The following is a 21849-nucleotide window of genomic DNA, read 5'->3' on the forward strand; positions in this document are numbered from 1 at the left end:
GGCGCATTCACAAAGCCCGAGCGTTGGAATCCGAATGCCGAAAACCCCCTATCCCTTCGCCGGCCGCACCCTTCCGAATTACATCGACGGCGCGTTCGTCGGATCGGAAACCAGCTTTCCGGTGGTCGATCCGGTGACCGGCCAGGCGATCGGAAATGTCGCGCTGGCGGACAAGGCGGCGGTCGACGCAGCGGTGAGCGCGGCGAAGCGCGCACTCAAAGGCCCATGGGCGCGGATGACGCTGGCCGCGCGCACCACGATGCTCGTCGCCATCGCCGACGCGATCGAGGCGCGGTTCGACGAGTTCGTCGCCGCCGAGATCGCGGACACCGGCAAGTCGCTGCTCCAGGCGACGACGATCGACATTCCGCGCGGTGCCGCCAATTTCCGCAGCTTCGCGGCGCTCGCCCAGGCGCGCGCGATGACGAGCTTCCAGAGCGACACGCCCGACGGGCGCGGTGCGATCAACTACAGCATCGCGCGGCCGCTCGGCGTGGTCGCGGTGGTCTCCCCCTGGAACCTGCCGCTGCTGCTGCTCACCTGGAAAGTCGCGCCCGCGCTGGCGTGTGGCAACACCATCGTCGCCAAGCCGTCGGAGGAGACGCCGTCGACCGCCACCCTGCTCGCCGAAGTGATGGATCAGGTCGGCCTGCCCGCCGGCGTGTTCAACCTCGTCCATGGTTTTGGCGGCGGATCGACCGGCGAATGGCTGGTCGGCCATCCCGATATCGACGCGATCACCTTCACCGGCGAATCCGCGACCGGCTCCACGATCATGCGCGGCGCCGCCGACGGGGTGAAGCCGCTCTCCTTCGAACTGGGCGGCAAGAACGCCGCGATCGTCTTCGCCGATGCCGATTTCGACGCGGCGATCGCGGGCACGATGCGCTCGGTCTTCTCCAATTGCGGGCAGGTCTGCCTGTGCTCCGAACGCGTCTATGTCGAACGGCCGATCTATGACCGCTTCGTCGCCGAACTCGCGGCGCGGGCGAATGCGCTGAAGGTCGGCGATCCGTTCGACGGCGCTGATATGGGGCCGCTGATCTCCGCCCAGCATCGCGACAAGGTGCTCGGCTATTACCGGCTCGCGGTGGAGGAAGGCGCGACGATCGTGGCGGGTGGCGGCGTGCCCGCGCTCGACGGCGACATCGCCAACGGCTTCTTCGTCGAACCGACGATCCTGACCGGCTTGCCCGAAACCGCGCGCTGCGTGCGCGAGGAGATATTCGGCCCCATCTGCCATATCGCGCCCTTCGATGACGAGGATGCGGTGGTCGAGATGGCCAATGACTCGCGCTACGGCCTGGCCGCCGCGATCTGGACACGCGACGTCGGCCGCGCGCACCGTGTCGCGGCACGCATGGAAACCGGCGTAGTCTGGGTCAACGACTGGTTCCTGCGCGACCTGCGCACGCCGTTCGGCGGGGTGAAGCTGTCGGGCATCGGCCGTGAGGGCGGCGAACATTCGCTGGCCTTCTATTCCGAACCCATGAACATCTGCATCAAATTGTGAGCGCGCTTATGCCCGATCTGGATCTCATCGCCGAACGGCTCGACACCGCCGCGCTGACCGCGCGCTCGACCGCGCAGATCACCGCCGAGCATCCCGGCTTCGCGCTCGACGACGCCTATGCGGTGCAACGGCGCCTGATCGACCGCCGCATCGCGCGCGGTGAAACGCTTGTCGGCATGAAGATGGGTTTCACCAGCCGCGCGAAGATGGCGCAGATGGGCGTATCCGACCTGATCTGGGGCCGGCTGACCAACGCGATGCGGATCGCGGACGGCGGCACGCTCGACATGGCCCGCTTCGTCCATCCCCGCGCCGAACCCGAAATCGCGTTCCGGCTGAAGGCGCCACTGTCAGGCGCGGTGACGCCGGCCGAGGCGCGCGCGGCGATCGGCGAGATCGCGCCCGCGATCGAGATCATCGACAGCCGCTACACCGATTTCCGCTTCGCGCTGAGCGATGTCGTCGCCGACAATTCCTCATCCTCGGCATTCGTGATCGGCCCCTGGCAGGCGCCGTTCGACGACCTGTCCGATATCGGCATGACGATGCGTTTCGACGGAGAACCGGTCCAGTCAGGCTCGACCGAAGCCATTCTCGGCGATCCCGTCCAGTCGCTGGTCGAGGCCGCGCGGCTGACCGCAGCATCGGGCGTGACGCTGGAGGCGGGCTGGATCATCCTGTGCGGCGCCGCCACCTCGGCCGAGGCGCTGAAACCCGGCATCCGGGTCTCGCTCGACGCCGGGCCGCTCGGCCAGGCCGGCTTCAGCGTCGTCGGAGCGTCCGCATGAGCGGGGATGCCGTGAAAGCGGGCCGGGTCATCCCCGGCAAGGCCGTGCCGCGCGGCGCCTTTCCGCATTATCGGCGCGCGGGCGATTTCATCTTCGTCTCGGGCACCAGCGCGCGCCGCGCGGACAACAGCATCGCGGGCGCGGAGGCCGACGGATTCGGCGCGACCACGCTCGACATCGCCGCGCAGACCCGCGCCGTGATCGAGAATATCGCCGACATATTGGCGGACGCGGGCGCCACGCTCGGCGATGTCGTCGATCTGGGCGTCTTCCTCGTCAACATGAACGATTTTCGGGGATTCAACGCAGTCTATGCCGAATATTTCGGCACCGACGGCCCCACCCGCACCACGGTGGCGGTGCACCAGCTTCCCCACCCCCATCTCCTCATCGAGATCAAGGCAACCGCCTATGCGCCCAGGGCGCGCGGGCAAGACGGCAGCGAGGCGAACTGAGATGCTGACATATGGCCTCCCCTTCAATTTCCACAAATGGATCGAGGAGCATCGCGACCTGCTCAAGCCGCCCGTCGGCAATGCGCAGATCTGGCAGGACAGCGACCTGATCGTCACCATCGTCGGCGGCCCCAATGCGCGCACCGACTATCATGTCGATCCCTGCGAGGAGTTCTTCTACCAGATCGAAGGCGACATGAACCTGCGCCTGTGGAAGGACGGCAAGCCTCAGGACCTGCCGATCCGCGAAGGCGACATCTTCCTGTTGCCGCCGGGCGTGCCGCATTCGCCGCAGCGCCCCGTCGCGGGCAGCATCGGGCTGGTGATCGAACGCCAGCGCCCCGCCGGCATGCTCGACGCCTTCCAATGGTATTGCGGCGACTGCGGCGAGATCGTCCACCGCGTCGAGGTGCAGCTCAAGAGCATCGTCGCGGACCTGCCCCCGCTCTTCGCGCAATTCTACGACAGCGAAGACCTCCGAACCTGCCGCGCGTGCGGCACCCTCCATCCCGGCAAGGCGTAAGTCAGATCATGTCGTTCTCGGTCGATATCCATAGCCATTTCCTGCCCGAACACTGGCCCGATCTGGAGGCGCGCTTCGGCACGCCCGACTGGCCCTGGATGAAGCAGCTCGGGCAGGGCCGCGCGATGCTGATGCTCGGCCAGAAGGAATTCCGGCCCGTGCTCGACGATTGCTGGAGCGGCGAGCGCCGGATCGAGGCGATGGACGAACATGGCATCGACGTGCAGGTGATGTCCGCCACGCCCTTGCTCTTCGCCTATGGCCGCCCGGCCGACCAGGCGCGCGAAGTCGCCCGGCTGTTCAACGGTGCCGCGCGCGAGATCTGCGCGCATGATCCCCGGCGGCTCAAGTCGCTCTGCCAGGTGCCGTTGCAGGATACCGACGCGGCCTGCGCCGAACTCGATATCGCGATGGCCGAAGGGCATATCGGCGTGCAGATCGGCAACCATGTCGGCGATCGCAATCTCGACGATGCCGGCATCATCACCTTCCTCCACCATTGCGCCGATGTCGGCGCGGCGGTGCTGATCCATCCCTGGGACATGATGGCGCAGCAGCGCATGCCCAAATATATGATGTCGTGGCTGGTCGGCATGCCCGCCGAAACCCAGCTCTCGATCCTGTCGCTGATCCTGTCGGGCGCGTTCGAGAAGCTGCCGCGTTCGCTGCGGCTGTGCTTCGCGCATGGCGGCGGCAGCTTCGCCTTCCTGCTCGGCCGCGTCGACAATGCCTGGCGCAACCGCGACATCGTCCGCGTCGACTGCCCCCAACTGCCCTCGTCCTACACCGATCGCTTCTATGTCGATTCCGCGGTGTTCAACGAGGATGCGCTCGCCATGCTGATCAAGGTGATGGGCGAGGACCGGGTGGTGCTCGGTTCGGACTATCCCTTCCCGCTCGGCGAGCAGGTGGTCGGCCAGATGATCCGCGAGGACCAGGGGCTCGACGCCAGCCTGCGCGCCAAGCTGCTGGGCACCAACGCCGCCCGCTTCCTCAATCTGGAGGAATGCATGGAGGAGTTCGCGTAAGACGATCGAGATCGGTTCGGACGATGGCGTCGGGATCAACCAGGTCCCACACCGTCATGCCAGCGCAGGCTGGCATCTGCCAACCACATCCCGCCCTGTTATGTGGACGCTGCCCGCCCGCGCGGGCAAGAGGGCCGCCGCAGGTGTTCTTGGGCACACCAGAGGGCCCTTTTTTCTGTGGAAGATGCCAGCCTGCGCTGGCATGACGGTGTGGGTCAGATATTCGTCTTAAGCCACCACCTCAGCAGCAAAAGTGGGATCGAACATCTCGCGCATCCGGCGCCGGTAACGATCCTCCGACGTCGACCAGCGCAACTCGGCGAGCATGTTGCTGTCCGCCCCCGCCGGATAGCGGATCGCATCGCCCTTGTCGGTCGCGGCGGCGAACACCGCCTCCGCCACCTCGGCCTCGGTGCAATAGGGTGTCGGATAGTCCGCCATCCGCGCGAAACAGGCCTGGGCGAAATCAGCGTAATCCGCCGGAATCAGCCCGGCCATGCGCGCGCCGCCATTGGCGGTGAAATTCGTCGTCGGCGCATAGCCGGGTTCGACGAGGCGCGCATCGATCCCGAAGGGGCGCAGTTCATAGGCCAGCGCCTCGGTATAGCCCTCCACCGCGCATTTGCTGCCGGCATAGATGGCGACCAGCGGCATCGGGCCGATCGCGGCGCTCGACGTGACGTTGACAATGGCGCCATGGCCCTGCCGGCGCATCTGCGGGATGATCGCGCGGCAGGTGGCGAAGACGCCGAAGCTGTTGGTTTCGAAGACCTCGCGGATGACGGTATCGGGCGTCGCCTCCACCGCCGAGGCCAGGCCGATGCCGGCATTGTTCACGAGGACGTCGATCGCGCCGAACCGGGCGACGCCCGCCGCGACCGCCGCGTCGATGCTCTCCGGATCGGTGACGTCGAGGCGGACAAGCTCGAGCCGCGCATGCTCGCCGCCGAAAACCGCCGGATCCGGGCGGCGCATCGTCGCGATCACGTTCCAGCCGCGATCGAGGAAAAGCATCGTGATCGCCTTGCCATAGCCCGACGAGGTGCCGGTGATGAGAATGGTCCTGTTCATGTCGATCTCCTTGTGATGGGCGGAAGATAGACAGGCCGGCAGGATGATCTATAATATATCATCCGCATTTCATTATGGATCGTCCAGAATGGACCCTTTGAGCGACATCATCGCGCTGCTGCGCCCGCACACCGCCCTGTCCAAGCCGATCGAGGGCCGGGGCGACTGGGCCGTCCGCTACGCCGCCTATGGCCAGCCAGGCTTCGCGCTGGTGCTCGACGGCAGCGGCTGGCTCACGCTCGAGGGATGCGAACCCGTGCGGCTGGATCGCGGCGATTTCGTGCTCCTGCCGGCAACCCCGGCATTCGAACTGGCGAGCCGCACAGGCATCGCCGCCATTCCCGTCGAACCCACGGCAAGCGCGGTGCGGCACGGCGATGCGGACGGGCCGCCGGACCTGCGGATGCTGGGCGGCAGCTTCCAGATCGAACCCGCCAATGCGGCGATGCTCGCAACATTGCTGCCCGCGTTGATCCATGTCCGCGCGGACCGGCGCGATACCGACCGGCTCGCGCGCATCGCCACGCTCGTCATCGAGGAATGCGCCGACGACCGGCCCGGCGGCGCGATGATCCTCGCGCGGCTGATCGAAGTCATGCTGGTCGAGGTGTTGCGGCACGAGGCGATCGGGCGCGAAAGCCATCAGGCCGGATTGCTGGCCGCCCTGCGCGATCCCGCGATCGCCAGGGTGATGCAGGCGATCCATGCCGATGTGCGCGGACGATGGACCGTTACCGGACTGGCCGGCATCGCGCGCATGTCCCGATCCGCCTTCGCGGCCAGGTTCGCGGATACGGTCGGATGCGGGCCGATCGAATATCTTCTGCGATGGCGCATGGCGCTTGCCAAGGAAGCGCTCAGCCGGGGAGGCACCTCGCTCGATCGCATCGCCGAGGAGATTGGCTATGAATCCGCCAGCGCGTTCAGCACGGCGTTCCGCCGCAGGATCGGCTGCGCGCCCGGTGCTTTCGCGCGCGGCCTTGCCGCCGGCGCCTGATTCTCAAACCAGTCCCGCGCGCGCCGCGATATGGCCGGCGCAGGCGGTGAGATCGGCCGCGACCGCTTCCACCCGTGGCCAGCCCATCCGCGCGGGCGTGGAGGACAGCGAGATCGCCGCGACCGCGCGCCTTCGGCGATCGAGGATGGGCACGGCGACGCAGAAAATCTCGTCCGCCATCTCGCCGTCATCCACGGCATAGCCGCGCGCGGCGGCACGCTCCACCTCCGCGCGCAGCGCATCGGGCTCGGTGATGGTGCGCGGGGTCAGCCGCACGAAGCTGCCTTCGAGAAACACCGACAGTTCCTCCGGCGGCAGGTGCGCGAGCAGGATCTTGCCGACGCCGGTGCAATAGGCTTCAAGCTGGCCATGTTCGCGCGTGAAGAGCCCGGATGGTTTCGGGCTTTCCTTGACCAGATAGGTCACCATGAAATCGTCGAAGATGCCGAGATGCGCGGTCGCGCCATTGGCCACGGCCAGGCGACGCAGCAGCGGCCGCGCGATCCTGGCCAGGGTCGCGTCAGGATCGATCGTCCGCGCCAGATCGGCGAATTGCCCGCCCGCAGCATAGCGCCCCTTTTCGACGCGCGCGATCAGCCCCTGTCGCGCAAGCGCGCCGAGCACCCGCCGTGCCGTCGATCCCGGCAGCCCCAGTTGCGCCGCCAGCGTCGCGGCGGGCGTGCGGCCACCATCACGGATGACCAGGGCAAGCAGTTCCATGCCCTTGTCGAGCGCGCCCGTGCCGGCGGGAGATTGGGGGCCCGATACCATCCGCTCACATTATGAGCAAAAATCGGCCGCGTAAATTGCCCGCCCACCCCGCCGCGCGATACGACGACGCGGAACTGGAGAGGTCATGACCATGGATCAGCAAACCGGCACCGCCACGCACGAGCAAATCGCCGCCCGGCTTCGCGACGCCTATCGCACGGGCGCGGTGGCGCCGCTGCGCGACGGGCTCGAGACGAGCGACGGCGCGGGCGCCTATGCCGTCCAGGCCATCAACACGCGGTTCTGGCAGGATGGCGGCCGCCGCATCATCGGCCGCAAGATCGGCCTGACGGCAAAGGCCGTGCAGGCGCAGCTCGGCGTCGATCAGCCCGATTTCGGCGTGCTGTTCGATGACATGCGCATCGACAATGGCGGCATCCTGCCCGCCGCCGCCATTCTCCAGCCCAAGGCCGAGGCCGAGGTCGCGCTGGTGCTGGGCCGCGACCTGAACGACCCGCACGCGACGGCGGCCGATGTTGCGGCGGCGACCGACCATGCGGTGGCCGCGATCGAGATCGTCGACAGCCGCATCGCCGACTGGAAGATCAGCTTCGCCGATACGGTCGCGGACAATGGTTCGTCCGCTTTCTTCGTGCTGGGCGACGATCGCCGCCCGCTCGACGGGCTCGATCTCTATACCTGCGGCATGGCGCTGGAAGTGAACGGCGCGGTCGCCTCGCTCGGCGCGGGCGCCGCCTGTCTCGGCCATCCGCTCAACGCCGCCGCCTGGCTCGCGCGCACCTTGTCCACGGTCGGCGAGGGGCTGAAGGCGGGCGACATCGTGCTGACCGGCGCGCTCGGCCCGATGGTGACGCTCAATCGCGGCGACCATGTCGTGGCGAAGATCGGCGGCCTGGGAGAGGCCGGCTTCACATTCGAAGGAGCATGACGATGACCAAGATGAAGGCCGCGATCATCGGATCGGGCAATATCGGCACCGATCTGATGATCAAGATCATGCGCACGTCCGACGTGCTGGAAGTGGGCGCGATGGTCGGCATCGATCCCGCATCGGACGGGCTGGCGCGCGCCGAACGCATGGGCGTAGCGACCACGGCGGAGGGCATTGAAGGGCTGCAGCGCCTGCCCGTCTGGCCGGAGATCGGCGTGGTGTTCGACGCCACCTCCGCCGGCGCGCACAAGCATCATAGCGATATCGTGACCGGCGCGGGCAAGGTGATGGTGGATCTGACGCCGGCCGCGATCGGCCCCTATGTCATCCCCGTCGTCAATGGCGACGATCATCTCGACGCCGAGAACGTCAACATGGTGACGTGCGGTGGCCAGGCGACCATACCGATCGTCGCGGCGGTCTCGTCCGTGGCGACGGTGCATTATGCGGAGATCGTCGCCTCTATCTCGTCGAAAAGCGCCGGCCCCGGCACGCGCGCCAATATCGACGAGTTCACCGAAACCACCTCGCGCGGGATCGAGCAGGTGGGCGGCGCCACGCGCGGCAAGGCGATCATCGTGCTCAATCCGGCCGAACCGCCGATGATCATGCGCGATACGGTGTTCACCCTGTCGTCCGGCGCGGACGAGGCCGAAATCGAAGCCGCGGTCGAGGCGATGGTCGCCCGGGTCAACGCCTATGTGCCCGGCTATCGGCTGAAGCAGAAGGTGCAGTTCGAGCGGTTCGGATCGAACAACCCCGTCGCCATTCCGGGGCTCGGCAGCTTCGAGGGCATCAAGACCAGCGTGTTCCTCGAAGTCGAAGGGGCCGCACATTACCTGCCCGCCTATGCCGGCAATCTCGACATCATGACCTCCGCCGGGCTGGCGACCGCGGAGAAGATCGCTCGCCGCCGCTTGATGAAGGAGGCCGCATGATGGTTTTCGATCCCACCCAGACCAAGCTCTATATCCAGGACGTGACGCTGCGCGACGGCATGCACGCGATCCGGCATCGCTACGGGCTCGACCATGTCCGCGCTATCGCGCGCGCGCTCGACGAAGCGGGCGTCGATGCGATCGAGATCGCGCATGGCGACGGCATCAACGGCTCCAGCTTCAACTACGGCTTCGGCGCGCATACCGATTGGGAATGGATCGAGGCGGTCGCCGACGCGGTCGAGAAGAGCGTCGTCACCACCTTGCTCCTGCCCGGCATCGGCACCGTCCACGACCTGAAACAGGCCTATGACCTGGGCGTGCGTTCGGTCCGCATCGCGACGCATTGCACCGAGGCCGATGTCGCGAAACAGCATATCGCGGCGGCGCGCGACCTGGGCATGGACACGATCGGCTTCCTGATGATGAGCCATATGATCGAGCCCGAGGCGCTCGCGGGGCAGGCCAAGCTGATGGAAAGTTATGGCGCGACCTGCGTCTATGTGACCGACAGCGGCGGCGCGCTCGACATGGACGGATATCGCGCGCGGCTGGAAGCCTATGATCGCGTGTTGAAGCCGGAGACCGAGCGCGGCGTGCACGCCCACCATAATCTGTCGCTGGGCGTCGCCAATTCGATGGTCGCGGTGCAGGCCGGCGCGATCCGCGTCGATGCCAGCCTGGCCGGCATGGGCGCGGGCGCGGGCAACGCGCCGCTCGAAGTGTTCATCGCCGCCGCCGATCGCAAGGGCTGGCAGCATGGCTGCGACCTGTTCAAGCTGATGGACGCCGCCGAGGATCTGGTGCGCCCGCTGCAGGACCGCCCCGTCCGCGTCGATCGCGAGACGCTGAGCCTGGGCTATGCCGGCGTCTATTCCAGCTTCCTGCGCCACGCCGAAAAGGCGTCGCAGGATCATGGCGTCGATACCCGCGCGATCCTGGTCGAACTCGGCCGCCGCCGCATGGTCGGCGGTCAGGAAGACATGATCGTCGACGTCGCGCTCGACATGGCCCGCAACGCCGCCTGATCATCGACCCAGGCCCTCGTAGACCAGCGCGCGCGACTGCGCCTCCAGTTGGAGGCGCACCGGGCCACCCATGCGCTGGACCATGCCGACAAAGACGATGTCATTGGCCGGATCGACCCAGAACCAGGTGCTGGCTGCGCCGTCCCAGCTCATCGTCCCCTTGCCGTCGGGCAAGCCCGCCGCCTGGGGATCGGTCGCGACCATGACCCCCAGGCCATAACCGAGCGCGGGGCTGAAAGCGATTTTGTTGGCGTTGGGCTTGCCGAGGGCGATCGCGGGGATCTGGTTCGTCCCCATCAGCCTGACGGTTTCGGGCTTCAGGATACGGCGGCCGCCCAGCGCGCCGCCGCGCGCGAGCATGCGCGCGAACCGCGCATAATCGTCGATCGTCGACACCAGCCCGCCGCCGCCCGATTCCACCTTGGGCGGTTCCGCATAGTCGCGCACCAGCCCGGTCGCCACGGCGGCGGGCGTCGCGATCACCGGTACGGGCTTTCCGCTCGCCGGATCAGTCGCATAGAGATCGACCAGCCGCGCCAGCTTATCGGCGGGCACGGTGAAGCCCGTGTCGCGCATGGCCAGCGGGCCGAAGATATGTTCCCGCATGAATGCACCCAGGCTCTGCCCCGAAATGCGCTCGACGATCACGCCCTGCAGGTCCGACGAGATCGAATAGGCCCATTCGGCGCCCGGCTGCGACAGCAGCGGCAGCCCCGCCACCATATCGACCATCGCGTTCGCGCTCGGCGCCGCCGCCACATTGCGCTGGCGGAACAGCGTGCTCGCGAGCCGCCCGTCCATCATGCCATAGGCGAAGCCGCCGCTATGGCTCATCAGCTCGCGCATCGTCGGCGGGCGCACCGCATCGGCCAGGATCGGCTTGCCGTCCGCCGTTTCGCCCGTCACCACCTTGAGATCGGCCATTTCGGGCAGGAAGCGCGTGATCGGATCGTCGAGCGTCCATTTCCCCTGTTCGTACAGGATCATCATCGCGACCGCCGTGATCGGCTTGGTCATCGAATAGATGCGGAAGATGGTATCGCGGGTGAGCGGCGCGCCGGTTACGGCATTGCGCTGGCCATGCGCATGGAACGCCACCTCGCGATCGCGGTGGATCAGCAGCGTCGATATCCCCGCCAGCTCACCGCGATCGACGAATCCATCCATCGCCGCATCGAGCTTCGCCAGTTCCGCCGTCGAAAAGGCGCCCGCCGATGCCTTGCCGGCCTGCGCGGCGACCGGCGGCGATGCGAATGCGGAGAGCGGCAGGGCGATCGCGACGAGGCCGCAGGCGATGCGCGCGAACATCCTTGTCATGCCGCTCTCCGCCTGCCCGTCAGAAGGATTTGCGCAGGCGGAGCCCATACATGCGCTCGTCGCCGACAAAGCCGCCATAGCCGCCGGAAAGCAGCGGCGAATTGAAGCCGAAGCTCATATAATCCTTGTCGAACAGGTTGTTCACCCAGGCTTCGACACGGATCTGGCCCGGCGCCTCGACGCCCAGGCGCAAATCGACCAGCCCATAGCCCTTCTGGTAGAGATACGGATCGAGCGCCTGGTTCGAATATGTACCGCTGCGATAGGAATAGCCGAGATAGCCGAAGCCCTTCCAGTCGCTCTGCCCGATATTGCTTTCATAGTTCAGTGAACTGCTGAGCGTCAGGCGCGGGGCCTGGTGAAGGCGGCGGCCGGTCAGGTCGCACGATCCCGCGATACCCTGCGGGCAGGCGCCATTCACGAAATCCGTATAATGCGCATCGACATAGCTGACCTGATTGGTCCACGCCAATCCGCGCGCCGGAAAGGCATTGAGCTCCAGCTCGACGCCGCGCGTCACGAATTCGGGCGCGTTGAGCGACAGGAAGCGCAGCCCGTCGAACGCGAGCGTCTGGAAATTCTTGTAGGTCGTGCTGAACGCGGTCAGGTTGAGAGTCAGCTTCTTGTCGAGCAACTGGGTGCGCAGGCCGATCTCGGTATTGAGGTTGGTCTCCGCCTCGAACTCGAAATTGGTGTAGGTCGCGGGCCGGCCCAGATCGAAGCCGCCGGGCTTGAAGCCGCGCGCGACGGTGGCATAGGCCATCACGTCGGGCGTGAAATGGTAGCTGGCATTGCCGGTGAAGGTGAATTGGCCGTCGGTGCGATCGGCCGCGCGGTTATAGGCCGGGTCGACGAAATTCTGGGTGACCTGCACCTGTGTCGCCTTCTGGTCCTCGAACGAATAGCGTCCGCCGATCGCCAGGGTGAATTTGTCGGTGACGTCATAGGTCACCTGTCCGAAGCCGGCATAGCTGGTGTCGCGGATGCGGAAGCGTGTGTTGGTGATCCCGCTCGCGCCCGCCGGATAGAGGCTCGGCACCTTGTAGTGGAGCTCGCTGATCGACCGCGTCGTGCGATCGAAGAAGAACAGCCCCGCCACCCATTTGAGCGGCCCGCCGCCATCGGAGGTCAGGCGGATTTCCTGGCTGAACTGGCGATGCCGCTGGCTGCCGACCGTTTCGACAAGCTTGATGGGCAGCGCGCCCGGATCCAGCCGCGTGTCGAGGTTCCAGTCGCGCCAGCCGGTGAGCGAGGTGAGCGTCAGCGCGTCGCTCAATTGCCAGTTCAGTTCGGCGGTGATGCCCCCGGTCTCCGATTTGGTGTAGGGCACGAAGGGCGAGACCGAGATGCGGCTGTACGGATAGCCCGCCGGCAACAGCGGCGCGGCCGGATTACCGAGCAGGCTGGCGCCCGGCTTCATCCGCCACGGAATACTGGTGCAGCAGTTCGACTCTTCGTTCTGATAATCGGCGATCAGCAGGAAATCGACGGTCTCACCCTTATAGGCGAGCTTGGCGCGCACGCCCGAACGATCGCGATCGTTCACCTTGCGGTCGAGCGTGTCGTTATAGATCAGCCCGTCGCGATGCGTGGTGAAGCCCGACAGGCTATAGGCCCAATTCTCCGAGATCGGGCCGGTGATCAGACCACGGATATCCCAGCGCCCCTTGTTGCCCACCACGCCTTCGACAAAGCCCGTGGTCTCGTTGAAGTTGGGACGGGCGGTGACGATATGGACGAGGCCGGCGGCGGTGTTCATGCCGAACAAGGTGCCCTGCGGGCCGCGCAGCACCTCCACCCGCTCGATATCCTGGAATTCGGCGAAGGCCATGCCGACGCGCGACATGAAGATGCCGTCGACAAAGACGCCGACCGAGGATTGCTTGCCGTCTTCCTGCGAGCTGGTCACGCCGCGCAGGCCGAGCCGCGCGCCCTTCGGATCGCTGTTGGAATCGGCGATCATGCCCGGCACCTGCGTGGTCAGCCGGCTGAAATCGGTGATGCCCGCGGCGTCGAGCTTCTCGCCCGAAAGCGCGACGATCGAGATCGGCACATCCTGCACATTCTCGGCACGGCGCTGCGCGGTGACGACGATGTCGTAGGGCGACGCACTGTCTTCGGCCGCCTGTTCGGCCGCGCCGTCCGCGGGCTGCTGCGCATGAACCGGCATCGCCGCCGCGATGGCGCAGACCGCGCATGTGACCGCAAAGCTCTTCCTCATTCCAATCCCCTCCTCCACCTGCCGCGCGCATATCCGCTTCGTCAGCATCGATGCCTATAATTATTAATATTACACTATATAAATTCCGCTCTCCGAGTCAAGCGCCGCCAACGGCCTGCACAACCGTCTGCAACTCAAGGAATTCGGCGATTCCGTAGTGCGATCCTTCACGGCCGATGCCCGACTGACGGCATCCGCCGAACGGCGCGACCTCGCTGGAGATCAGCCCGGTGTTGATGCCGACCATGCCGTATCGCAGCGCTTCCGGCAGGCGGATCGCGCGATCGGCGTCGCGGGTGAACAGATAGGCGGCAAGCCCCGCCGATCCCGCATTGGCGAGCGCGACGGCTTCCGCCTCACTGCCGAAGCGGACGACACCCGCGACCGGCCCGAACGTCTCCTCGCGGCACAGCAACGCATCGGGCGAGACCCCGGCGATCACGGTCGGCCGAACGAACACATCGTCGATCACGCTGCCGCCGGCGAGCAGCCGCCCACCGCCGTCGAGCGCGTCGCGCACATGCGCCATCGTCTTCGCCACCGCCCGCGCATCGATCAGCGGCCCCTGATCGGGCGCGCCGGCCAGTCCGTCGCCGCAGCCGAGCGCGTCGGCGCGATCGGCCAGGCGTGCGACAAAGGCGTCATGGATTCCCGCCTGTACGAGGAAACGGTTGGCGCAGACGCAGGTCTGGCCGGCATTGCGGAACTTGGAAAGCATCGCGCCTTCGACCGCGATGTCGAGATCGGCATCGTCGAAGACCAGAAAGGGCGCATTGCCGCCGAGTTCGAGCGAGACGCGCTTCACATTGCCCATCGCCCGCCCGCCGAGCATCCGCCCGACCGCCGTCGATCCGGTGAAGCTGAACTTGGCGACGCGCGGATCCTCCACCATCGCATCGCCGATCGGCGCGGGCGCGCCGGTCACGATATTGAACAGCCCCGCGGGCAGCCCGGCCTCTTCCGCCAGCACCGCCAGCGCCAGCGCTGAAAAAGGCGTCAGTTCGGATGGTTTGAGGACGACGGCACAGCCCGCCGCGAGGGCGGGCGCGGCCTTGCGCGTGACCATCGCCGCCGGGAAATTCCAGGGCGTGATCGCCGCGACCACGCCGACCGGCCGTTTCTCCACCCGGATGCGCGCATTGGCGAGATGACCGGGAATGATGTCGCCATAGGTGCGCCGCCCTTCCTCCGCGAACCAGTCGACAAAGGCGGCGGCATAGGTGATCTCACCCGCCGCCTCGGCAAGCGGCTTGCCCTGTTCGGCGGTCATCAGCCGGGCAAGATCGTCCCGATGCTCGAGGATGAGTTCGGCCCAGCGACGGAGCAGCAGGCCGCGTTCGCGCGCCGGGCGCGCCGCCCATGCGGGCTGTGCCGCCGTCGCCGCCGCGATCGCCGCTTCCGCATCGCCGCGGCCCAGATCGGGGACATGGCCGAGCGTGCGGCCCGTCGCGGGGTTGACGACCGCGATGCCGGCATCACCCCCAACCCATTCGCCGCCGACGAACGCAGCCTCGCGCAGCAGGGCGGGGCGCAGCAACGCCAGTCGGGCGCGCTCGACGGGATCGGCCAAGCTCATTCGCGCCATGGCTCGATCACCACCTTCACCTGGCCATGATCGCGACCGGACAGTTCGGCGAAGGTCGCCTCCGCCTGCGAGCGGCCGATCACATCAGTGACGACGCGGCTGAGATCGATCCGCCCATCGGCGATGCGCGCCAGAGTCTCGCGGAACTCGTCCATCGTGTACGCCGCGCTGAAGCCGATGCGCAGTTCCTTGGACAGCGCCTGATAGGGCAGGATCACATCGTCGGTCAGGCAGACGCCGACCACCATGATCTGCGCACCCGCGCTGGCGCCGGCGATCGCCTGCTGGATCATGCCGGGCACGCCCACGCATTCGAAGATCACCGCGTCGCGCGGCGGCACGCCGAGCGCCGGCCATTGCGCGAAGGGCGATTCCGTGGCTGGATCGATCGCGCGATGCGCGCCCATCGCGATCGCCATCTCGCGGCGCGCGGGCGAGAAATCGGACGCGACGATCGTGCCGACACCCTCGGCCGCGAGCGCCGCGATCACCGCGAGCCCGACGGGACCGCAGCCGATGACGAGCGCCACGCCGTCATGCCCCAGCCCGGCCCTGGCGACGGCATGCGCGCCGACCGCGAAGGGTTCGGTCATCGCGGCCTCGGCATCGCTCAATCCGTCGGGCACGGGCACCAGCATGGCCGCATCGACGCAGACCTGCTCGGCATAGCCGCCGGGGAAGCGATGCGAGAGGCCGACGGTCTCCAGCCCGTTGGGGCCGGTCGCGCGCGGAAAGGCGACGACGCGCGTGCCGACCGGCAACACCGCCTCGGTGCCCGGGCCATATTCGGCGACGACGCCGCAGATCTCGTGCCCGAAGACGAGATCGCGATCGGGATCGAGGATATTCTTCGCGCCGACGCGCCTGCCCAGTTCGGCCAGCGCCTGTCCATGCGAAAAGGCATGCAGGTCCGATCCGCAGACGCCGCAGGCCAACGTGCGCAGCAGCACTTGGCCGGGGCCGGGGCGCGGCGCCGGAATCTCCTCGCTCACCAGACGCGAACCGCGCCGAACCACCGCCTTCATGCCGCCCTCCGTCAGAACACCAGCGTCCCGCCGCCCTCTACAAGCAGCGTGACGCCGTTGATGTATGATGCGGCGGGGCTCAGCAGAAAGACGATGGCGTTGGCAACATCCCCGGCCTGCGCGAGCCGGCCAAGCGGCGAACGCTCGACCAGCATCTGGCCATAGGCGCCGGCGGTGAGATCGCCCATGCGCGGCGTCGCGACCACGCCGGGCGCGACCGCGTTGGAGCGATAACGGCCACGGCCGATCACCGCCTGGAAGCGCGTCAGCCCGCCGATCGCCGCCTTGCCCGCGCCGTACCAGCCCGAATTGGCGTCGACATCGCCGCGCCCGGCCAGCATCGCGGGCGGCGGACCGCCGGAGAGCGTGCCCGCGACCGACGCGACATTGACCACCGACGCGCCTTCGGGCGGGCCGAGCGCGAGCCAGTTGCTCGTCATCATCTGGACACTGCCCGCCGTCTTCGCCAGCCCGTCCTCGATCGAAAGCGGCATCGAACTCGGCGGCCCGGCATTGTTGACCAGAAAGGCGATCGGCCCGAACTCGGCGTGGAGCGCGGGCAGCATCGCTTCCACCGCCGCACGGTCGCCACTGTCGAGCACGCGCCCGACAAAGCCTTCGCCCGGCTCGAGCGCGGCAAGCCCTGCTTCATTGATGTCGAGCCCGATGACGCGAACGCCCTGGCCCAGCAACGCCAGCGCGGTCGCATGGCCGATGCCGCTCGCGGCGCCCGTGACGATCGCCGTCGCGCCCGCCGGAAAACCCAGGAAATCGGCCTTGCCGCTCATCGTCCCACTCCCCTTCTCAAATCCTGTCGGCGATCGCGCGGCCGAGATCCTGCGTGGTCGCGCGGCCGCCCAGATCGGGCGTGCGCGGTTCGGCGGGATCGGCGAGCACTCCCTCGATCGCGGCGAGCATCGCCTGCGCCGCCGCTCCCTCCCCCAGATGATCGAGCATCATCGCCGCCGACCAGATCTGGCCGATCGGATTGGCGATGCCGCGCCCCGCGATATCGGGGGCGGAGCCGTGGACGGGCTCGAACATCGAAGGGTGCGCGCGCTCCGGATTGATATTGGCCGACGGCGCCAGCGCGATCGTGCCGGTCACGCCGGGGCCGAGATCGGAAAGGATGTCGCCGAACAGGTTGCTCGCGACGATCACGTCGAAACGGCGCGGCTGCATCACCATGCGCGCGGCCATGATGTCGATATGGTGCTGGTCGTGCTCGATCTCCGGATAGCGCGACGCGATCTCGGCGAAACGCGCGTCCCAGAAGGGCATGGAATGCCACAGCCCGTTCGACTTGGTCGCGGAACTCACCCGCCCGCGCCCCAGCCGCCGCGCGAGATCGAAGGCATAGGTGATGATGCGATCGGTGCCGCGCCGCGTGAAGGTGGCGACCTGCGTCACCACCTCGTCGGGCGTGCCCTCGAACATCCGGCCGCCGACCTGCGAATATTCGCCCTCGCTGTTCTCGCGGACGATCCACATGTCGATGTCGCCGGGGGCGACGTCGCGCAGCGGCGAATTGACGCCGGCGAGCAGCCGCACCGGCCGCAGGTTCACATATTGATCGAAGGCGCGGCGGATCGGCAGCAACAGTCCCCAAAGCGAGATATGGTCAGGAACCCCAGGAAAGCCGACCGCGCCGAGCAATATGGCGTCATGAGGCCGAAGCTGCTCCAGCCCATCCTCGGGCATCATCCGGCCGGTCGCGGCATAGGTTTCGCACGACCAGTCGAAGTCGGTCGCCGCGATCTCGAAACCGAAGCGGCGGCCGGCCGCCTCCAGCGCGCGCAACCCCTCCGGCATCACTTCCCGGCCGATGCCGTCGCCGGCGACCACGGCGATGCGATGCGCCCTCATGCGCGCACCACCAGCGCGTCGGCGGCGAGCGCGGCGCCATTCGCGACGCGCACCGGATTGACGTCGATCTCCGCAACCTCGGGCAGTTCGAGCGCGGCGTCCCCCAGCGCCATCGCCAGCCGCGCGACCGCATCGGCCTCCGCCGCGTCGAGCCCCCTGCCCCCGGCGAGCAGCCGCCCGCCCAGCATCGCCTGCAACGCTTCGAGCACATCCTCCCGATCGAACGGCGCGCGCAGCAAGGCGGCTTCCCCGATGATCTCGACGAGCACGCCGCCAAGCCCGATCGCGACGATCGGCCCGAACAGCGGATCGCGCGTCATCCCGCACAGGATTTCGATCCGGGCGGGCACCATTTGCTGGACGAGCACGCCCGCGATCCGCGCATCGGGCGCGTTGCGCGCGACATCGCCAAGCATGGCGGCGTGGCCCCTGCGCACCGCCTCGTCACCCGCCAGCCCAAGCCGCACCCCGCCGACGTCGGACTTGTGCGGCAGATCGACCGACATGATCTTGAGCGCGACGGGGCCGCCGATCCGCGCGGCGGCGGCAACCGCCTCGTCCGCGTCGGCGCACAGCGCCTCCTCCGTCACCGGCGCGCCGTAAAGCGCGAGCAGCCGCTTCGAATCCGCCTCGATCAGCGCGGTTCCGGGTTCGGCATCGGCCAGGATCGCGCGCGCGGCGGCGATACGCGCCGGATCGGGCACGGGCGCGGGCACGGGGGGCCGCCGGCGGCGCAGCGCGAATTCGGCATTGGCCGCGAGCGCCCGCGCGGCCCGGCGCGGATCGGTATAGGCGGGCACACCGGCATCGAGCAGGCTGGTCGGCAGCAAGGTCGAGACAAAGGCGATCGGCTTGTCGGTCGAGCGATGCGCGCGGATATACATGTCCGGGTGCGTCGGATTGCCGATGATCACCGGCGAAACCATGTCGACCGCATCGCTGGCGGGCACGCCGGTCAGCACGCCTTCGAGCGCACCGGGTGCGGCGAGCGCCTGCGCGGTGACGTCGACGGGATTGACCACCGATCCCATGAAGGGCTGCGGCATGAGCGCGAGCAGGGCGCCCTGATCGCCGGCCGGCAGTTCGGGCACCGAAAGCCCTTCGAGCACGCAGGCGTCGGTCAGCATCACGCCCGCCCCGCCCGATCCGGTGATGATGCCGACGCGGCGCCCCCGCGCACGCCGGCCACCCTGGAAGATCAGGCCGAGATCGAGCATTTCCTCGAGCGACCCCGCCGAGAAGACGCCATGCTGGCGGCAGACCGCGTCGAACGCCTCGGCCGATCCGACCAGCGAACCGGTATGCGCCTGCGCCGCGCGCGCGGCCGCCTGCGAACGGCCCGCCTTCAGCACCACCATCGGCTTGTCGAGTTCGGACGCGCGGCGCGCGGTCTCGATAAACACCTCGGGATCGCGCAGCGTCTCGCTGAAGGCGAGCAGCACCTTCACCTCGTCGCGTTCGACCAGGTGGCGCAGCACGCCCGCGATATTGACGTCGACTTCGTTGCCGGTGCTGACGAACCAGCCGACGCCGAGCCCGGCGGTGAGCGCCTTGCGCACCATATAGCCGCCGAAACCCCCGCTCTGCGACACCAGGGCGACCGGACCGCCCGCCGGGATCTCATCGGTCGGATCGAGCACGAAATTGGCCATCGCGCCTTCGGCCAAGTTCATGAAACCGATGCAGTTCGGCCCGGCGACACGCACCCCCGTGCGCGCCGCGATCTCGGCGAGCCGCGCCTGCAGCGCGACACCCTCTCCCCCCACTTCGGCGAAGCCCGAGGTGATGACGACCACGCCGCCGACGCCGCGCCGCGCCAGCGCCTCGACAACCGCCGGCACGGCGAGCGCGGGCACCACCACCATCGCCAGATCGATGCCCTCCGGCAGATCCTCGACGGTGGCGAAGGCCGGCAGGCCCTGCACTTCGGCCTCGCGCGGATTGACGGGATAGATCGCGCCGCCAAAGGCGCGGATGACATTGGCGGTCACGAAACCGCCGATGCCGGGCATCCGGTTCGATGCGCCGACGATCGCGATCGATCGCGGGCTGAGCAAACGATCGAGCGATGATGTGAAGAGCGGGCGTCCGTCGGCCATCGTTCAGCGTCCCCTGAACATGGGCTGGCGCTTTTCGAGAAAGGCCGAAGCCGCCTCGCGATGATCCTCGCTGACGAAGGTCGCACCTTCGAGCAGCAGGCCGGTATCGAGCGTGAGCGCGATGCGATCGCGGACGATGCGGTTGAGCGTCGCCTTGGTTCCCTGCACCGCGAGCGGCGCGATGCCGGCAAGGCGCTGCGCCATCGCCAGCGCGGTCGGGTCGAGATCGTCGGCGGGCACCGCCTTGAGCGCCAAGCCCAGGCGCACCGCCTCGGTTCCGCTGACGCGCTCGCCGGTCATCAGATACCAGCGCGCGGCCCCCAGCGATCCGGCGAGCGGCCACAGCACCGCGCCGCCATCGCCCGCGACCAGGCCGATATTCACATGGGTGTCGGCGATCGCCGCGTCCTCGGCCATCACCAGCACATCGCACAGCAGCGCGATCGAGGCGCCAAGCCCCATGGCGAAACCCTGCACCGCGCAGATGATGGGCTGCGGCACCGACAGGATCATCTCCAGCATTTTCACTGTGTCGAGCGTGGAGAGCACCATATGCGCGGGGCTGTGTTCGTCCTTGTCCTCCATCGTCGTCACGTCGCCGCCCGCGCAGAACGCCTTGCCCTCGCCGCGCAACACGATCGCGCGCACCTCGCGATCGGCCGAGACGAGCGCGAGGATCGCTTCCAGATCATGGTGGAGCGCGGCGTTGATCGCGTTGCGGCGCTCCGGCCGGTTGAACGAGACGATCAGCACATGGCCGTCGCGGCGCGCGGTGACAGTGGTGAAATCCGAATAGGCGGCCATCTCAGCCATTCTCCTTCCAGCGGGCGCGCACGAGATCGCGGGCATGGGCGCGCGGCCCGCCGCCTTCGTGGCGCAGCGCCTGCAGCCGCATGGTCCACAGGTGCAGATCATATTCGATGGTGAAGCCCATCGCCCCGGTGAGCTGATGGGTTTCCTGGAACGCGCGCTGCGCGGCCTCGCACGCGGTGAGCGCGGCGGCGGCGGCGAGATCGGCGCGGGCATGGTGCCAGGCCGCCTCGCGCACCGCCCATTCGGCCGAATCGACCGAGACATGGAGTTCGGCGATACGGTGCTGGACGGCCTGGAAGGTCGCGATCGCCTTTCCGAACTGGAGGCGCTCACGCAAGTAGCGCGTGGTGAGATCGAGCGCGGCGCGCGCCGTGCCCGCGATCTCCGCCGCGATGGCGACCTGACGCCAGCGCCGCGCGACCGCACCGGATCCGGGTGCGAGCGGCGTGCCGCGCACGTCCGACACCTGCGCGAAGGGATAGCCGAACTTGGATTTGACAGGCACCGCCGCGAAGTCGCCGCGCGCCGCCACCCGCACCTCGTCCCCGTCGATCACGATCAGCAGATCGGCATCGGCGGCGAAACGCACGGCATCGAGCCGATCGGCATCGGCGACGGCAACCATGGTCGGCGGCGTTTCCGCGAGCAACGCCGGCGCGACGAGCAGGCGGTTGCCAATGGGCGCGAGCGCCGCGGCCTCCCCCGCCCATTCGACGACGAGCGCGGCGGTGAGCGGCCCCGCCCCGTCCGCGCCGAACAGATCGGCGAAACCGTCGCCCTCCAGCGCCTGGACCAGCGCGCGGTCGCAGCCATTGTCGCGGCGCAGGTCGCGCGCGCGCGCCGGGCCGGCATGGCGCGCGAACAGCCGCTCGCACGAATCCTTGATCGCGGCCTGGGTATCGTCGAACGCAAGGTCCAT

At 67.9% G+C, this 21849-nt stretch carries 20 protein-coding genes; 9 read left to right on the top strand and 11 right to left on the bottom strand.

Annotation, left to right across the window (positions count from 1 at the left end; all coding sequences use genetic code 11):
* Nucleotides 1–34: 34 nt before the first annotated feature.
* Genes K7G82_RS16465 through K7G82_RS16485 form a run of 5 tightly spaced genes read left to right on the top strand, consistent with a single transcriptional unit; the run spans nucleotide 35 to nucleotide 4307 of the window.
* On the top strand, nucleotides 35–1513 hold the full coding sequence (locus K7G82_RS16465) for a 2-hydroxymuconic semialdehyde dehydrogenase (RefSeq protein ID WP_222991007.1): 1479 nt from the start codon (nucleotides 35–37) through the stop codon (nucleotides 1511–1513).
* Between the two features lie 8 nt (nucleotides 1514–1521).
* The gene (locus K7G82_RS16470) at nucleotides 1522–2301 is read left to right on the top strand and encodes a 2-keto-4-pentenoate hydratase (protein WP_222991008.1); all 780 of its coding nucleotides are present in this window, start codon (nucleotides 1522–1524) and stop codon (nucleotides 2299–2301) included.
* Entirely contained in the window at nucleotides 2298–2756 is a 459-nt protein-coding gene (locus tag K7G82_RS16475; protein ID WP_222991009.1) for a RidA family protein, read from the top strand. The genes K7G82_RS16470 and K7G82_RS16475 overlap by 4 nt, the downstream gene beginning before the upstream one ends.
* Before the next feature lies 1 nt (nucleotide 2757).
* Nucleotides 2758–3279, top strand: a complete 522-nt coding sequence (locus K7G82_RS16480; protein ID WP_222991010.1) for a 3-hydroxyanthranilate 3,4-dioxygenase — start codon at nucleotides 2758–2760, stop codon at nucleotides 3277–3279.
* 8 nt (nucleotides 3280–3287) lie between these two features.
* The gene (locus K7G82_RS16485) at nucleotides 3288–4307 is read left to right on the top strand and encodes an amidohydrolase family protein (RefSeq protein ID WP_222991011.1); all 1020 of its coding nucleotides are present in this window, start codon (nucleotides 3288–3290) and stop codon (nucleotides 4305–4307) included.
* Nucleotides 4308–4535: 228 nt separating this feature from the next.
* Here K7G82_RS16485 and K7G82_RS16490 read toward each other — a convergent pair whose 3' ends face one another.
* Nucleotides 4536–5378, bottom strand: coding sequence for an SDR family oxidoreductase (locus K7G82_RS16490; protein WP_222991012.1), 843 nt, complete (start codon nucleotides 5376–5378; stop codon nucleotides 4536–4538).
* An 88-nt stretch (nucleotides 5379–5466) separates the two neighbouring features.
* Between K7G82_RS16490 and K7G82_RS16495 the strand changes: the two genes are divergently transcribed.
* Entirely contained in the window at nucleotides 5467–6375 is a 909-nt protein-coding gene (locus K7G82_RS16495; RefSeq protein ID WP_222991013.1) for an AraC family transcriptional regulator, read from the top strand.
* Between the two features lie 3 nt (nucleotides 6376–6378).
* Here the strand turns inward: K7G82_RS16495 and K7G82_RS16500 are convergent, their stop codons facing one another.
* Entirely contained in the window at nucleotides 6379–7146 is a 768-nt protein-coding gene (locus K7G82_RS16500) for an IclR family transcriptional regulator (RefSeq protein WP_222991014.1), read from the bottom strand.
* A gap of 85 nt (nucleotides 7147–7231) precedes the next feature.
* Here K7G82_RS16500 and K7G82_RS16505 point away from each other — a divergent pair, with 85 nt between their 5' ends.
* From K7G82_RS16505 to dmpG, 3 genes are read left to right on the top strand one after another with little or no spacing between them, the layout of a single operon-like run.
* Complete coding sequence (locus K7G82_RS16505) at nucleotides 7232–8035, top strand: 2-keto-4-pentenoate hydratase (RefSeq protein WP_222991015.1); 804 nt, start codon at nucleotides 7232–7234, stop codon at nucleotides 8033–8035.
* A gap of 2 nt (nucleotides 8036–8037) precedes the next feature.
* A complete protein-coding gene (locus tag K7G82_RS16510) occupies nucleotides 8038–8976 on the top strand; it encodes an acetaldehyde dehydrogenase (acetylating) (protein ID WP_222991016.1) in 939 nt (312 codons plus the stop codon).
* On the top strand, nucleotides 8976–10004 hold the full coding sequence (gene dmpG, locus K7G82_RS16515) for a 4-hydroxy-2-oxovalerate aldolase (protein WP_222991436.1): 1029 nt from the start codon (nucleotides 8976–8978) through the stop codon (nucleotides 10002–10004). The genes K7G82_RS16510 and dmpG overlap by 1 nt, the downstream gene beginning before the upstream one ends.
* On the opposite strand, the gene K7G82_RS16520 is transcribed toward dmpG, so the two are convergent.
* The 9 genes from K7G82_RS16520 to K7G82_RS16560 form a co-directional block, all read right to left on the bottom strand.
* Nucleotides 10005–11321 carry a serine hydrolase domain-containing protein gene (locus K7G82_RS16520; RefSeq protein ID WP_222991017.1) on the bottom strand — a complete coding sequence of 439 codons (1317 nt, stop codon included), beginning with the start codon at nucleotides 11319–11321 and terminating at the stop codon, nucleotides 10005–10007.
* A 19-nt stretch (nucleotides 11322–11340) separates the two neighbouring features.
* Nucleotides 11341–13542, bottom strand: a complete 2202-nt coding sequence (locus K7G82_RS16525; protein ID WP_222991018.1) for a TonB-dependent receptor — start codon at nucleotides 13540–13542, stop codon at nucleotides 11341–11343.
* Between the two features lie 97 nt (nucleotides 13543–13639).
* Nucleotides 13640–15118, bottom strand: a complete 1479-nt coding sequence (locus K7G82_RS16530) for an NAD-dependent succinate-semialdehyde dehydrogenase (RefSeq protein WP_222991019.1) — start codon at nucleotides 15116–15118, stop codon at nucleotides 13640–13642.
* Nucleotides 15115–16152: a zinc-binding dehydrogenase gene (locus tag K7G82_RS16535; protein WP_222991020.1), complete on the bottom strand. Its 1038-nt coding sequence runs from the start codon at nucleotides 16150–16152 to the stop codon at nucleotides 15115–15117. Before K7G82_RS16535 ends, K7G82_RS16530 begins: the two co-directional genes overlap by 4 nt.
* Nucleotides 16153–16163: 11 nt before the next feature.
* A complete protein-coding gene (locus K7G82_RS16540; RefSeq protein ID WP_222991021.1) occupies nucleotides 16164–16940 on the bottom strand; it encodes an SDR family NAD(P)-dependent oxidoreductase in 777 nt (258 codons plus the stop codon).
* 16 nt (nucleotides 16941–16956) lie between these two features.
* Nucleotides 16957–18018 (bottom strand): tartrate dehydrogenase, encoded by a 1062-nt coding sequence (locus K7G82_RS16545; protein ID WP_222991022.1) that lies wholly within the window; start codon nucleotides 18016–18018, stop codon nucleotides 16957–16959.
* The gene (locus K7G82_RS16550; RefSeq protein WP_222991023.1) at nucleotides 18015–20117 is read right to left on the bottom strand and encodes an acetate--CoA ligase family protein; all 2103 of its coding nucleotides are present in this window, start codon (nucleotides 20115–20117) and stop codon (nucleotides 18015–18017) included. Before K7G82_RS16550 ends, K7G82_RS16545 begins: the two co-directional genes overlap by 4 nt.
* Before the next feature lie 3 nt (nucleotides 20118–20120).
* Nucleotides 20121–20930, bottom strand: a complete 810-nt coding sequence (locus tag K7G82_RS16555) for an enoyl-CoA hydratase/isomerase family protein (protein ID WP_222991024.1) — start codon at nucleotides 20928–20930, stop codon at nucleotides 20121–20123.
* Nucleotides 20923–21849 (bottom strand): acyl-CoA dehydrogenase family protein, encoded by a 927-nt coding sequence (locus K7G82_RS16560; RefSeq protein WP_222991025.1) that lies wholly within the window; start codon nucleotides 21847–21849, stop codon nucleotides 20923–20925. Before K7G82_RS16560 ends, K7G82_RS16555 begins: the two co-directional genes overlap by 8 nt.

This window comes from Sphingomonas colocasiae, assembly GCF_019880585.1.
Lineage (GTDB): Bacteria > Pseudomonadota > Alphaproteobacteria > Sphingomonadales > Sphingomonadaceae > Sphingobium_A > Sphingobium_A colocasiae.